This window comes from Lactobacillus gasseri ATCC 33323 = JCM 1131, from assembly GCF_000014425.1.
GTDB lineage: Bacteria > Bacillota > Bacilli > Lactobacillales > Lactobacillaceae > Lactobacillus > Lactobacillus gasseri.
The window spans coordinates 1,645,651-1,660,467 of sequence record NC_008530.1; the positions used below are offsets into that span (position 1 = coordinate 1,645,651).

9 protein-coding genes are annotated in these 14,817 nt (G+C 36.1%); 2 read left to right on the forward strand and 7 right to left on the reverse strand.

Features of this window, described 5'->3' with window-relative positions:
* Positions 1-5: 5 nt before the first annotated feature.
* The 4 genes from LGAS_RS08220 to coaA form a co-directional block, all read right to left on the reverse strand.
* Positions 6-7,655 carry a Rib/alpha-like domain-containing protein gene (locus LGAS_RS08220; protein ID WP_041807433.1) on the reverse strand — a complete coding sequence of 2,550 codons (7,650 nt, stop codon included), beginning with the start codon at positions 7,653-7,655 and terminating at the stop codon, positions 6-8.
* Positions 7,636-8,367: a pectate lyase-like adhesive domain-containing protein gene (locus LGAS_RS09725; RefSeq protein WP_041807435.1), complete on the reverse strand. Its 732-nt coding sequence runs from the start codon at positions 8,365-8,367 to the stop codon at positions 7,636-7,638. Before LGAS_RS09725 ends, LGAS_RS08220 begins: the two co-directional genes overlap by 20 nt.
* 516 nt (positions 8,368-8,883) lie before the next feature.
* Positions 8,884-9,456 (reverse strand): elongation factor P, encoded by a 573-nt coding sequence (gene efp / locus LGAS_RS08230; protein WP_003646761.1) that lies wholly within the window; start codon positions 9,454-9,456, stop codon positions 8,884-8,886.
* 9 nt (positions 9,457-9,465) lie between these two features.
* Positions 9,466-10,317 (reverse strand): type I pantothenate kinase, encoded by an 852-nt coding sequence (gene coaA, locus LGAS_RS08235; RefSeq protein WP_003646760.1) that lies wholly within the window; start codon positions 10,315-10,317, stop codon positions 9,466-9,468.
* Positions 10,318-10,406: 89 nt separating this feature from the next.
* Here coaA and LGAS_RS08240 point away from each other — a divergent pair, with 89 nt between their 5' ends.
* Positions 10,407-10,979 (forward strand): SGNH/GDSL hydrolase family protein, encoded by a 573-nt coding sequence (locus LGAS_RS08240; protein WP_003646759.1) that lies wholly within the window; start codon positions 10,407-10,409, stop codon positions 10,977-10,979.
* A gap of 45 nt (positions 10,980-11,024) precedes the next feature.
* On the opposite strand, the gene LGAS_RS08245 is transcribed toward LGAS_RS08240, so the two are convergent.
* Together LGAS_RS08245 and LGAS_RS08250 are read right to left on the reverse strand one after the other, a co-directional pair.
* Positions 11,025-12,347: a PTS sugar transporter subunit IIC gene (locus LGAS_RS08245; protein WP_003656090.1), complete on the reverse strand. Its 1,323-nt coding sequence runs from the start codon at positions 12,345-12,347 to the stop codon at positions 11,025-11,027.
* A 39-nt stretch (positions 12,348-12,386) separates the two neighbouring features.
* Positions 12,387-13,043, reverse strand: a complete 657-nt coding sequence (locus LGAS_RS08250; protein ID WP_003646758.1) for an AAA family ATPase — start codon at positions 13,041-13,043, stop codon at positions 12,387-12,389.
* A 34-nt stretch (positions 13,044-13,077) separates the two neighbouring features.
* On the opposite strand from LGAS_RS08250, the gene LGAS_RS08255 reads away from it, so the two are divergent.
* A complete protein-coding gene (locus tag LGAS_RS08255; protein ID WP_003651499.1) occupies positions 13,078-13,761 on the forward strand; it encodes a MurR/RpiR family transcriptional regulator in 684 nt (227 codons plus the stop codon).
* A 148-nt stretch (positions 13,762-13,909) separates the two neighbouring features.
* On the opposite strand, the gene LGAS_RS08260 is transcribed toward LGAS_RS08255, so the two are convergent.
* Positions 13,910-14,632, reverse strand: a complete 723-nt coding sequence (locus tag LGAS_RS08260) for a C39 family peptidase (RefSeq protein ID WP_003656093.1) — start codon at positions 14,630-14,632, stop codon at positions 13,910-13,912.
* Positions 14,633-14,817: the final 185 nt, after the last annotated feature.

Below are 14,817 nucleotides of genomic sequence, written 5' to 3' on the forward strand. Positions count from 1 at the left end.
TTTCTTTATTTTTGACGCTTTTTTCTATCTACGCCTAATCCGAATAAACTACCTACTGTAGCAATTGCTAAACCTAAGATACCAGCTGTATTTTCTGATTTAGCACCAGTTTGTGGCAATGTATTCTTTTCAGCATGGTGATTTTCATTTACAGTAGCTGCCTTTGCAGTGTTGGCTTCAGAATTAGTTTCTGTAGTCTTACCACTATTGTTATCACTTGTTCCAGTAGCGTCTACATAGACCTTAACTGTTACATCTACACTAGAGCCATCTGGATAAGTTACTGTAACAACGCCTGTATGTTCACCAATTGTAGAAATATCTGGTACTTCTTTCCAAGTGTACTTAGTACCTTCTGGCATGTCATCCTTGTTCTTAATTCCTTCTGATGGGTTTGGAACAACACCTGGAGTAGTGTGAATTGGTTGCGGTTCTGGAGTTACATGGTTCGTACCGATAATTACTGTTACGTTAACCTTATCCTTTGAACCATCTGGGTAAGTTACGATTACTGTGCCTGTGGTCTTGCCTGGCTTAGTTACATCTGGAGTCTTTTCCCATGTGTACTTAGTGCCTTTTGGCATGTCATCCTTGTTCTTAATACCCTTTTCTGCTGGTGGTACTACGCCTGGGGTAGTGTGAACATCTTGACCCTCTGGAGTGTACTTATCGGCATCAGTTGGTGTAGTTGGATTGTCAATAATTACTGGAACATCAACTTTATCCTTTGAACCATCTGGGTAAGTTACGATTACTGTGCCTGTAGTCTTACCTGGCTCAGTTACATCTGGGGTCTTCTCCCATGTGTACTTAGTGCCTTTTGGCAGATCATCCTTGTTCTTTATACCCTTTTCTGCTGGTGGCACTACGCCTGGGGTAGTGTGAACATCTTGACCCTCTGGAGTGTACTTATCGGCATCAGTTGGTGTTGTAGTCTTAGTGTAAGCAACTACAACGTTGGTATTTGGTGTGTTAGCATTCACGTTCTTATCAGCTAAAACAACTTTTGCATCTCTACCATCAACGGTTGAAGTATAGTCAGTTACTTGTGGAACATTGTATTCTGGCCAAGTACCTTCAGTTGCTCCAGTTGACTTCCAAGTATTGCCATCTCTTACGCCAACAGCCCATGGAGTATCAGCTTCTACATTTTCACCTTCACCGCCACGAACGAAGTGAACTGTTTGAACAATCGTTTCAGTTGTTCCATCAATCTTGTTAACAGTAATTGTACGAACAACGTCTTTGTTCATGTCCTTATTATTTGGATCATATGGAGTTACTGTACTACTCTTTTGGTAAGTAATATGAACTGCTTCACCATTTACTGGTGTGCCGTCTTTGATTGCGGAAGCTGATTGAACTTCAGTTGCTTTAGTTCCATTTACGTATGAATCGTAACCAGAAATTTGTTCTACTGCTGCAGTTGGATATTCTGCTTCGCCGCCTAAAATGAACTTGTTGTTTTCGATCTTACCAACTTCCCAAGCGCCAGTTCCAGTAACCTCTCCAGTTACCAAGTCTTCAACACCGTTTCTACCAAAGTTAACAGTTTGAGTTGAAATTAATTGTTCTTCCTCACCTGGTTTAGTTTGGTAAATATCACGGCTAACGCTTGTAAACATATCCTTGTACTTAGGCTCAGTTGGATTTACACCTGGGGTTGTTGGAGTAACGTCCTTTGTTGCGTGAACTAAGTTAATAACTACTGCTTCATCCTTAGTAGGAATAATTACATTTTCTGGCAATGTTTGATCTGCAGCTAACTTGTAACCTACTGGAATGGTTAAGTTAGTCTTGGCATTAGTACCTGGCTTACCACTTACAACAATTGGATTACCAACATTCTTCTTGTCAATAGTGTCATAGAATTGATAACTTACAGTTACATCTGCAACTGGAGTTTCACTTTGTTGGTAAGTAATATGAATTGCTTCACCATTTACTGGTGTGCCGTCTTTGATTGCGGAAGCTGATTGAACTTTAGTTGCTTTAGTTCCATTTACGTATGAATCGTAACCAGAAATTTGTTCTACTGCTGCAGTTGGATATTCTGCTTCGCCGCCTAAAACGAACTTGTTGTTTTCGATCTTACCAACTTCCCAAGCGCCAGTTCCAGTAACCTCTCCAGTTACTAAATCTTCAACACCGTTTCTACCAAAGTTAACAGTTTGAGTTGAAATTAATTGTTCTTCCTCACCTGGTTTAGTTTGGTAAATATCACGGCTAACGCTTGTAAACATATCCTTGTACTTAGGCTCAGTTGGAGTTACGCCTGGAGTTGTTGGAGTTACAGATTTAGTACCATGCTTAAGAGTTACAGTTAAAGCTGCTGGATTCTTCTCAGTAATAGTTTCAGCTACAGGGTAATTTCCTGCAACAACCCAGCCTTTAAGAGCACTATTATTCTTCAAATCGTTATTAATTTGATTCTTAATTTCTTCAGCAGATACTGTAGCTGGATTATCAGAAGGGAATGTACCAGTAAATGCATCTGCAGTAGTTGCTAGCTCTTGACCCTTTTCATCAACATATTTAATAGCTTGCGTGAAGCTTTCTTCAGTTGGCGATACCGCCTTGTATGTTACAGTTACGGTCTTACCATTTTGTGGTGTTGCATAACCATCAATTTCTTTGGTAGTAATAGTTGCTACAGGGGCTTGAGTACCTTTTTCACCGTTAACATATGAATCAAATCCTGAAATTTGTTCAACATTCTTAGCGGAGAATTCAGCAGAACCAGCTTCTGGAGTCCATGCTACCCAAGTAGTTTTACCAGTTACAGGATTGTAATAGCCAGCATTGCCATTAGCATCTTTACGTACATAATGAACCGTTTGTGTTTGATCAGCAATTGCTGCATGACCAGTTCCAGAAACATCGTACTTAATTGTACGAGTTACATCCATATTCATATCTTTGTTAGAAGGATCATATGGAACTGGAGTAGAGTCTTGAGCAACATACTTAACATCAATCATCTTGACGGTATTTGGACCAACAGAACTTTCAGCAGCAACTTTAGCTTCTGTAGTCTTTACGCCATCAATCATGTAGTCATAGCCTTGCGGAGCAGTAGCAATGTCAGTGTATTCTGCCCAAGTACCAGTCTTATCAGAAGTTAATTTGTTAGTAGTTGTGTTGTAAACGTACCAAGTACCTTCTGAGCCTTCCATGATCTTGCCAGTATATTGATCAAGCACACCAGTCCGACCAAATGTAATAGTTTGCTTTTCAGTATGATCAATTGCTGAATTGTCAGTCTTATAAACATTAATTGTACGAGTTGAAGTAGTGAACAAGTCTTTGTATTCAGGATTATCTGGAGTAACGCCTGGTTCACCTGGAGTTACTGTGTTCTTAACTAATTTAACCGTAATTGTATTATTGTCAGTTTGATCACCTGGATAAGTAAAGCCTTCAGCAATCTTCCAACCAGCTGGAATATTATTGTCAATATTAGCCTTCAAAGTTGAAGCCTTTAAGCCTTCCTTCTTGTTGAAGTCAAAGGTCAACTCATCTTTACCATTCTTAGTCTTTAATGGTGCGTTATTAGTACTATCAACATACTTAACAATTACTTGAGCGTTGTAATCAGAATCATCATGTTGTTTTTGACTTTGCTTTAATGGAACTATAATTTCAGCTGGTTGAGAATTAATGTTATTCTCGGCAGCTGGGTAAGTATAACCATCAGCAATGCTGTAGTTATTTGGCAAGTTACCATCAATTGCGCTCTTTAATTGATCAGCAGTTAAGCTTGATCCCTTAGCAATATCAGCAATAGTATGACTTGCTACTTCTTGACCATTAAATTGGTAAGAAATTCTCTGACTAAAGCTAGTCTTCTGATCATCTGGCTTATCAGTATTTGAATCAGCAACCACATTAATATTAGCCTTGACGTCTAAGTAAGTACCATCGTTAAAGCTAATCCGAACTGTTCCTGTAACATTATTCTGAATATCTCTAGTAGATGGCATACCGTTTGGAGCCCAAGTCATTGCAAATTGACGACTATTATCAGTACCTTCAATGTAAGCTAATACTTGAGGTGCATTTGGATTGATATTTTGACCATTCCAACCTGCTTGTCCAAGATCAGTAACGTTAATTAACTTACGGAATGCATCTTGGGAAATACCACTAATATCTTGACCTTGTTTGTAAGTTTCAGTAGCACCAGTTGTTGCACCATAAATATTACCAAAGACATTAATCCAGTTAGGATCAGAACCAAAGATTTCCTTGGCTGTACCTGTTAAATGAATAGTTGCACGAGTCTTAGAGTTACCTGGAAGATTGTCGCCTTCACCAGTACGTTGATCAGTAGATGAATTAGTTTGTTGTGATGCTAATGATGAACCAGTTTTATCGCCATAGTTAGCTACATTAGTATTAGGCTCCCTGTTTTCCATCCACTTAGTAGTTACATCATTAGCAGAGAATGATTCTGGAGCTGAAGCGCCATTGTTTAATGTAGGGTTACCATGCTTCTCCGTGATCTTGTAAGTATTACCTTCTAGCTTGTAGGTTACCCAATCAGTAGCATTCCATTCACTATCTTCATTCTTAAATGTAATTTCAGTAATTGCTGGAACTGGAATATTTTCAACACTGCCATCAGTGGTCTTGTGAGCAGTATAAGTACCAATTGTGTAGCTTGTAGTTGTGTTGGTACCATAAATAATCTCAGTATCACCTGGTATACCAACAGTTACTGGAACGTATACCGTAGTACCAGGTTGATTATTCTTGCCAGGAACTGTAACTTTAATTACTTGAGTTTCAGGTTTATCTGGGAATGGCTTTGGATCAGTACCATTGTCTCTCCAAGTAATAGTAGTACCTTCTGGTAAATTATTTGGATTATGAATACCATCACTTGGCTTATAAGTGTTATTAGTTGGATCGCTTGGTTTAGTTACATTTTGTGGCTTTACAACAACAACTGTTGCAGTTGCATGATCAACAGATGGTCTTTCAGCAGTATTATCTGGATAAGTTATAGTAACTGGAATAGTTACAACACCAGTATCTGAACCACTTGGAATAGTGTAAGAAACTTTACCAATGTTTGGATCAACTTCTGCACCTGCTGGAGCATTATCACCAAGTTTATAAGTTGGTTTTACTGAATCTGGAAGGGTTGGGGTGTAATGAACATCAGTAGTTACCGTTTGACCAGGTCTACCACCAATTGGATTGTAGCTTGGTTCATATTTATCAGCATCATTTGCTGTTGGAACCACCTTAATAGAATTATCTTTAGTTACAACGTTTAAGTAAGTCTTTTTACCTGAAGCGTACTCATCATCAAAAGTCAACTTAATAGTTGCATTAGTGTCACCAAGACTAGGAGCAGGTGCCCAAGTAGCTGTGTAATGAATATTAGCGTGAGCTAAAGAACTAGTGTCAATTAATTCTCTTGCTTGTTCGTCAGTTAATTCTTGACCAACAACTACTTCAACTGGAGTAGAAACATCTTTAGCAGTAGCACCAGCTGCTGGAATTGTTAATTTGTTGCTATTAACTTCTGTACCATTAACTGTAACTTGAACAGTACCATTCAAGTTTTCACTTGCTGAAGGAGTAGTTACAACAGTTGAAGGAGCACTTCCTTGCCATTCAATAGTTGCATTACTCTTCTCCACAGCAGTTGGTTCACTAACAGTTTCTTTACCTTCTGCATCAGTATTAATTGTGTAGTGGTTAATCTTTGAAACAGCATCCCCAGCATTAAGAACTTGTGAATGATCGGAAGTTTCATGAGCCTTAATTGATGAAATATCAGTAACAACTTCGTAAGCACCTGTTACCTTACCATTTTCGTCTTTAGTAATTGTACCAGTATGTGTACCGTCACCAATGTAAACTGGAACATTCACAACATCCTTAGTACTGTCTGGATAAGTTACTTCAACTGGAACTAAAACTAGACCAGTTTTACTATTTTCACTTGTTGGTGCAATCGTTAATTTACCACTATCAGGATCAACAGTTACAAATCCTTGACTAGCATCACCCTTGGTATATTTTGTACCTTCTGGAGCTTTACCATCTGGATTAATAGTAATGTTACCCTCTTGGCTAGTGACATATTTTGGATCTTCGCTCTTAGACTCACCTTGCTTAACATTCATTGGATCATAAGCAGGTTGATATTGATTGTTATCTATTAAGTCACTACCAAATTTAACACCATTAGTATTCCACCAGCTAAAGTGATTAATAAACTGTTGCAATGCATCAGAATCATGCTGAACAGCACCATTTGCAAATTCTCCGCCATCAGCTAAGGTGACAGTATTAGTACCACCAGCAGTATTTGCAGCATTGCCAGAACCGTTCATGTATTCAGAACCATATGTATATGGTGGAAGAACCGTATTGCTTGCATCAAATCCTTTACCCTTAGCACGGAAAGCATACGAGTTAGTACCACCTTGAGATAGGTTACTTAAAGATTTAATTTGCCAAGTTACAGGATTACTTTCCCCTGCAGGAATCATCGTCAATGGAGTAAAGCCATTTGCAGTTGAATTAGTAATAGTTATCTGGTTAGTATTACTTGGGTTAGCAGCTGCTTCAAGGTGAACTAAGTAGCCAGCTTTATGACCCTCAGAATTTCTTTCTAAATCAATATATTTAGCATCCGTGAAGTTCACATAATTATAACTGCTAGTTCCCCACATAGTAAGTAAACCTGGCCAACTTTCACCGTACTTACCAGCCTTAGCCAAAGTATATTGGTCTGGTAAAAGTGAAGAATAAGCTGAATCATGCAAGATCAAACTACCACCATTAACTTCAAAGTGATAAGTTTGACCGTTACCACTAGTCGGACCCATGGCAACTAATGGCGAGTCAGAATCGTTAACACCAGCACGAATCACCTTAAGAATAGCATCTTTACCAACCCGTAAGGTACTATCCGTAATATTACCAGTTGAGTCTAGGTTAATCGGTGCATAAGCACGGAAGCCCTTTGTATTAATCTTGGTGTTGATGTTTAATTGTGAACCATCTTGTAAATCAAGGTGACTACCATTCATAATTGCCATTGAACGGCCAGCACCAAGATCCATGTTGACAACTGCGCCGCTTTCTAAGCGAGTTACACCAACTGTAGCAGCATCAATATCTTGAGTTCCAGCACCTTTATCAAAGTAAATACCGCCAAAGTTAGCAGATTCACTACTAATATTTAATGTAGCGCCACTCTTAACAACTGCATTACCATTAGTAATTTCAAAAGCAGTTGTATCACCTTTTTGGTTATTAACATTAATAGTAGTTGTTCCATCTAATACACTTAAACTATTAACTTTGAATAAAGCGCCAGAAAGAGAAAGAGTGCCACTTAATGAAGTAGAACTAGCACTATCTCCTACTAGTTTACTATTAAAATTGTTAACCCCACTAAAGTTAGCATTTACCGCACTTGAAAGAACACGATTAGTATCAGTAGTTGAAGTAACATTCTTAAATGTCACAGCATTTTTAGCAGCATTAACGGCTGAAAGGCTGCTAAAATCAAAGATACCCTTTGCACCAGTTGAGCCAATTGTTACGTTATCTAAGGTAATATTCCAGTTATTGTTTTCAATTGGAGTGGTATTAGTTTGATTATTTCTATGTAAAGGTAACTGCATTTTGACCAAAGTCTAATTGATGACCTTTACCTTCAATAGTAACTGCACGAGCACTACCAGTATTGTTAACATTTAAATCAGATGCACTATGTTGACTAAAGTCAATATTATTGCTCAAAACAATATGACCTATATTTGCATCTTTTAATGCGTTAATAAAGCTACTAGTATCAGTAACATTTTGAGTTTGATCATTAGATCTAGTAGTTGCTGAAGTGGTAGTCACATTTTTTTGTGTTCTTAAGGCATTAGCAGCTACTCGTTCTTGGTTATTATTAGTAGTTGCTTTTGCCAATTGTAATTCAGTAGTTTCTACTTTTTTATTATCACTAACTTTTGCAGTTTCAGTTTTTGTCGTTTCAGCTTTTGTAGCTGCAGCTGCAGTTTCTGACTTTACTTCATTATTGGCTACAGTCTTTGCCTTAGTTGACTGATCAACTTGATTATTATTGAGAGCAGCTTGCTTTTCAGCTTCAGTATTAGCTTGCTCCTTATTAGCTTCAGAAGCCTCATTATTTGATGTTAATTCAACTTTAGGTTTTGAATTAGCATTGACATCAGCCGCCTGAACTTTCTCACTATTAGACATTCCCATAAAACTGAAACCAATTAAAACAGAAGCTGCTCCAACAGTGAATTTTCTCATTGAAAATCTTTCCTTCTTTGGTTCCATTTTACGAAGACGCTCTTGATAATTTTTTCTTGATAGCATATTATTGCCCTTCCCTTCAATAATATCAGCGTTAAATCGTATATTAATAAATAGCACTTTTGCTATTTGCTCAAAGAACAAATGTTACTGAATGACCAATATTTAAAAGTTATTGCTTAAAAATCTGTATTTCTCACACTCAAATTTAACATCCGTTGTCTTTATTATAACACCTGAGATGATATATGAACTGCTTTTTTCTTAATATAATAGTGTCTTTCGCTATTTTACTAATTAAATAAATCACAAGTTAAGACTTTTTAGTTACCGTTATTAAACAAAAGCCATTATGAATTTAATTAGCCAGGGCTTTTAAAGATTATTATGTTTTGCTTATCAATTCACTATATTAATTTAGAGTAAAACATCAGTTATATATAATCTGTGTCAAAATATCATATATGTATATACTTTATTATTCAGTTTCTAGTCATTTGCTATGAAATTAATTTTTATTTTCCTTATAAAAATCAAGGCCAATATAAAAAGCTGCTCAAAACGAGCAGCTTAATCTTTTTATCTACTAATGCTATCAGCACGGCCTTTATAATCACCGTTTTCAGTTCCGATAATTAATTCTTCGCCTTCTTTAATAAAATCTGGTACAGTTACGACTAAACCAGTATCCATTGTTGCAGGTTTACCACCGCCAGCAGCAGTGGCACCCTTGATTTCTGGTTGAGTTTCTTTAACGGTCATCTTGACAGTAGATGGTAAGTTAATTCCGATTAGTTTCCCCTCATCAGTAAATTTAAGATCTACATCAATATTAGGCATCAAAAACTTAGCTTCTGCTGCCAGATGTTCCTTAGGAATTAGATATTGTTCATAAGTATCAGTATCCATAAAAATAAAGTTCGCGTCATCATCATAAAGGTATTGTGCTTTCTTTAAAGCAACGTTAACTAACTCCACCTTTTCACTTGGACGCATTGTTTTGTGAACAACAGCTCCACTCATTACGTCCCGCAGGTCCATTTGCATAACCGTGTTACCCTTACCAGGCTTGTGGTGGTTACTCTTTAATACTTCAATTAACTTGCCATCTTGGTTAAAAATCATACCCTTTTTTAATTCAATTGCTTGCATATTTTCTCCCTAAAATTTTCTAATATACATATCGCTGATCTCATGATTACCATATTTTTTAATAATCATGTCAGCTCTCTTCTTAGTTGGTTCGATATAGTCATGTAAATTCTTCAAATTAACATCACGCCAGACTCTTTTGGCAAAATTATCCGCTTGTTCAAGTGGTACGTTAGCCCACTTATAAAAGAAATTATCTGGATTATTGCGATTAATCTCAAGCATTAAATGGTAGCGATCAAGATACCATGTTTCTAAATCGTCTTCGCTTGCATCCAGATAAATTACATAATCAAAAAAGTCACTTGGCGGAGCTTGCCCGTCTGGAGGCACCTCCAGCAGGTTGATTCCCTCAACTACTAAGATATCAGGAACGCTGACATATCCCAATTCATTAGGCACCAGATCAGAAATTTCCTGTGAGTATAGTCTATATGGTACTCTTTCTTTACCAGCCTTAACACTTGCTAAAAAAGTATAAAAGGCATCCCAGTTAAATGACGATGGGAAGCCCTTTTGATCCATTAAGTTTTTAGCTTTAAGTTCTGCATTCGACATTAAAAAACCATCAGCAGAAACCTGGGCGATTGTTTTCTCTGGTTCAAGGCGTTCAAACAAGCGAGTTATTTTCTTTGCAAAAGTAGATTTCCCTACAGCAACAGACCCAGTTACTCCAATGATAAATGGTATTTTTTGCCATTTTTCATTATAAAAGGTCTGTTTGGTGCGATAAACTGCATTTTTTTGGCTCATATTGTACTGAAGATTCTTCATCATGAAAATCTCCGCACTGAATTCATCGCTTGGAGGGATTAGTGTCTGCCACTTCTCAGGTGTCAGATGTGTAAATTGCTCTTGCATAAAAAAGCCGCCTTCCTTCTGCCTTGTTCCTAGTATTTTTACATTGTTCAGCCTATCATATATATTGAGAGAAAGAAAAGAAGATATCTATGAAAAAATTAATTCTTTTTGGTGATTCCCTACTTGCAGGGTATACTGATGGACGCGCAACTAATATTGTAACTCAAGGACTGCAAGAAAAATTACCTAAATTTACAATTATTAATAATTCTGTGCCTGGGACAACTACTGAAGAGGCAATTGATTTCTATGAATTGCGGATTAAACCTTTTAAATACGATCTAGTCATTCTAGCCTTAGGCACCAACGATGCCAACATGCAGTTTGGTTTAAGTGCGGGAAGATATGCGCATAACCTACAAGTATTGGTTGATTTAATTGGGGCTGACAAAACATTATTAATGGGACCTTCCTATACTAATTGGAAAATTGCTCAAGATCAAGCCTGGCCTAAAACTTTACAATTTGAATTAGTTGCTCAAGAATGCCATGTTGAAAATAAAATTCCATTTTTAAATTTTGCCAAAGTAATGCGGAAGACCGGTCACCCCAATAAACTGTTGCAAAAAGACGGAATTCACCTAAATAAAGCAGGAAACAAATTACTGATTGAAAAATTAGCAGATCTAGTTGAAGAAAAAGAAATGGTTACTGCATCATAAAACAAGCATCCCGGTGTTGGGATGCTTGTTTGTATTTTGATATTTTTATTCAGTTACTTCTTGTTTTCTTAATTCATTTTGTTCAGCAACTCTAAAGAATGGCAAATAGATAAAAATACCAATAATGATTAAAATCACTTCAAAAATAATATTTCTCCAATCCATTGAACTCATATATGCCTGGAAGAAGAACGGTGTAAATGAAGGATCTACAATATAGCCCATTCCAATCCAGTGTAAACTCTCAGCAATATAAGTAAGAATAATATTAATAATTGGAGCAATCAAAAATGGAATACCTAAAATAGGATTAAAACAAATTGGTGTACCAAAAATTACTGGTTCATTAATACTACAGATTCCAGGAATAATTGATAATTTGCCTAATGCACGATATTTTTCTACCTTACTTCTCATCATTAAAATTACTAAAGCAAGTGAATTACCAGATCCACCTAAGACGGCAATTCTAAACATCTGTAAATTCATTAAATGAGTAGGTGCTAATCCCTTTGCTACTAAAGCAGCATTAGCACCAGTAGCTGCGATACCAGTCGCAAAGACAATTGGGAAGATTACGTTACTTCCGTTAACACCAATTAACCATAATAAATTCCCTAAAGTTACAATTAAAATATAACCCCATAAACTGTTAGCTAAAAATGTAGCTGGAGTCAAACACTTCATAATGAAGGTAGTGAAATCAGTATGCGTTATGCTAACCAAAATTAAGTTAGCACCATAGAAAATAAAGATATTTGCTAATAACGGTATTAAGGAATTAATAAAGTTGGCAACCATTGGGGGAATTGATGCTGGCAACTTTATCTTCAACTTGCTCTTTTCAATCCTGCGGTCAATTTCAACAGCTAATAATCCAATGATAATTGCAACAAATAGTCCATTTGTTCCTAAGTTATTAAGACTAATCTTATTATTCTTATCAACAGTAGTTGCAACCATTAAAAAGGTAACTAATGAGATCATCCCATCAGTAGCAGGATGAAGCCGACGATATGACTTACTCAATTCATATGCAATACCAAAAGCACAAATCATACCAAAGATTCCCATGGTCATATTATATGGGATAGTTATTTGAGCATAATGTGCGACAGCCCAATATTTCCAACCAGCAAGCCATTGCATAAAAATATTAGCAGTTCGTGGATTATATCTATCAAGTACAATTGGTGGATTAGCAACAATTAAGAAGAATGAACCAATTACCAAAAATGGCAATCCGAAAAGCATACCATTTGATATAGCTTGTAAATGCTTTTCATTTCCAAGTTTTTGTCCAATAGGCGTTAAAACTTTATCCAATTTAGTAATCAGTGAATCTTTTTTAGCAGTAGTTTCAGCCATTAGAGATCACCTATTTTCCTTACTAAAGATAAATACAACTTAAATTTGATATGGATTGAACTTGAAAGCATTAGGTATGACTTTACTGTCATCCCAATTTTCTCTAATTTTGTGGTATTCATCCCAATAGTCATTGTCCACTTTTAATTGTGGAGTAACTTTAGAATCCACTTCTAGAAAATGCATGCTTCCTCTTCCCATCTTTTTACCACGAGTAGTGTGCTTGTCTAATGCATAATCTGGAATTTCAGGAACATAACCTAGAGCAAAATTCTTAATAATGATATTCTTAAGTAAATCAGAAGAACGATCCTTAGTTGATTCACATAAGTAACGAATTGCATGAACAAACATCATGGCACGATCCGGCTCATTGTAACTAAAGTTTTGTCTCATTTGATTTAGACTATTAATCAGAATTGGAGCTTGTGGATTTCCCATTCCTATATCTTCAACTGAAATAGCTTGAAGTCTACGCCATAGTTTTTCTTCCATTTGCGGAGAAGAAATATACATTTCGTAAGCAAATTCACATGCTGCTCGCTCCTTGCCTTTTCTGATTGATTTTTGCAATGCAGAGATAACTTCATCAGCTGCTAATCCGTTTCTGGTTCTAGTTCTAGCCCAAGGATCAGCTAAAAATTCTTTATCTCTATTTTGTGGTACTTCATTTTTCTTAACATCTTTTTCTGACATCGTGAGTCCTTCTTTCAAACTATAGGAGAAAACAATGAATATTCAAACTATTAGCGAAAAGTTTCAACTAAATACTGATGAACAAAAAATATTAATTTATATGAATCAACACCGTAATGAAATTAAAAATATCAATATTCGTGAACTCGCCAAACGAACATTTACCTCTCCTAGCTTTATCGTTAAGACCTGTAAAAAGATGAAGCTTTCAGGATATTCAGAATTGGTCTTTCTAATCGCAGATGCACCAAATTTTCCTAATAATACTGAAAACGACTTAAAAGTAGAGTCATACGTAAAGCCTTTTTCCAACTTGATGGATAAGCATAAAGACTCAATGATCATGATATTGGGTAGTGGATACTCTCAAAATATTGCTAATTATATGAGTGAATATCTTAATTTGAATGGCTTTCGCTGTACATCCAATTCGCATCTTGAGATGCTTAGAAAGCATAAGAACACTTTAATAATTATCATCAGCAATTCTGGAGAAACAAAGCGACTGGCTGAACTTTGCATACAAGCTCAGAAAAATAATCGTGATGTTATTTCCTTTACAGGAGATAAGAATTCAACAATTGCAAAACACTCAACGCTTGCAATAAGTTCAGATACTTTTAATCCCACATCTTTTGACAGCCATTACCCTCAGCTGTTTTTTGGTCTAACACTCATCTATTTTGAATTATTAATGAGTAACTTTTTGTCTAATTAGGTACCTTCTTAAGACAATTCTTATACTACTGTGGTTTTTAACAATTTTGAATACTTTTCTCTGTTTTGAAAACATGTTTCTATTTTGAAAAACATTTTTATTCAGACATGTAAAAAAGCATCCCAACAACGGGATGCTTTTTTACACACTACTCTACATACAAAGCCTGCTTGCCTTGTTGATTATAGCTAGCTTCTATTTTCTTTAAACTTACCTTTTTATCTTTAACGCCGTAAGGGTCATTTACGTAAACAATTCCCTTCTTTTTATTATATCCAGTAACTACGCATGCATGAGAAGAAGGCGTCACATTAACTTTTCCCTGCTTAGTCTGCCATGTCCGCATATCGTTTACCCGGTCATATTTTAAAGTCGTAATAATCATTACTGGATGTCCATTAGAAACCAACTTCAACACCCTAACAAAATCATTGCCAGTATAATTACGAATTCTCTTAGTATACTTCTTAGCAACATCATAGAGCGGTTCATTATAAACGCACCACCCTGCGTTTTCAATACTCATATAACCAACAAAACCAACATGAGGATTACCACGATAATCATTGCCAATAAAAGAGGAAACATGCTTAATGTTAGAAGACAATTCTAGTTTACTTACATTAATACCATAATATTTTAGAAGCATTGACAGTGACGTAACTTCGCAGCCATTCGGCAAATCCGGTAATTGCTTTTCTAAAGGAACATTTATTTTTTGCTCAGGTCTTAAAGTCAACCAGTCATACTCATTTTGGATTTTTTCAAAATTAAGGGCAATCCCAATTACCCCACCTGTAATTAGTATTAAAATCCCATATAAGATCTTTCGTCGACGTCGATATTTTTTTGCTTTGCTTATTCTTTTCATGCTGAATATTCTAATGGTTGATTATCAGAAATGTCAAAACGCAAATTAATTTAACAAAGGAAGAATTAAATAGATTTCATTTATGTTGTGTTTTTAGCATAAGAATTAAATGAACTTCATTTATGTTCAAAATGCGTGGTAAGAATTAAATTAATTTGCATACAACTGGCTACTAAAAGAGCAAT

What these genes read in the sequence shown, in the direction of transcription:
- LGAS_RS08240 (WP_003646759.1), top strand. Translation starts at nt 10,407, where the DNA reads ATGAAAAAATTAATTCTTTTTGGTGATTCCCTACTTGCAGGGTATACT.
- LGAS_RS08245 (WP_003656090.1), bottom strand. Translation starts at nt 12,347, where the DNA reads ATGGCTGAAACTACTGCTAAAAAAGATTCACTGATTACTAAATTGGAT.
- LGAS_RS08250 (WP_003646758.1), bottom strand. Translation starts at nt 13,043, where the DNA reads ATGTCAGAAAAAGATGTTAAGAAAAATGAAGTACCACAAAATAGAGAT.
- coaA (WP_003646760.1), bottom strand. Translation starts at nt 10,317, where the DNA reads ATGCAAGAGCAATTTACACATCTGACACCTGAGAAGTGGCAGACACTA.
- LGAS_RS09725 (WP_041807435.1), bottom strand. Translation starts at nt 8,367, where the DNA reads ATGCTATCAAGAAAAAATTATCAAGAGCGTCTTCGTAAAATGGAACCA.
- LGAS_RS08255 (WP_003651499.1), top strand. Translation starts at nt 13,078, where the DNA reads ATGAATATTCAAACTATTAGCGAAAAGTTTCAACTAAATACTGATGAA.
- efp (WP_003646761.1), bottom strand. Translation starts at nt 9,456, where the DNA reads ATGCAAGCAATTGAATTAAAAAAGGGTATGATTTTTAACCAAGATGGC.
- LGAS_RS08260 (WP_003656093.1), bottom strand. Translation starts at nt 14,632, where the DNA reads ATGAAAAGAATAAGCAAAGCAAAAAAATATCGACGTCGACGAAAGATC.
- LGAS_RS08220 (WP_041807433.1), bottom strand. Translation starts at nt 7,655, where the DNA reads ATGCAGTTACCTTTACATAGAAATAATCAAACTAATACCACTCCAATT.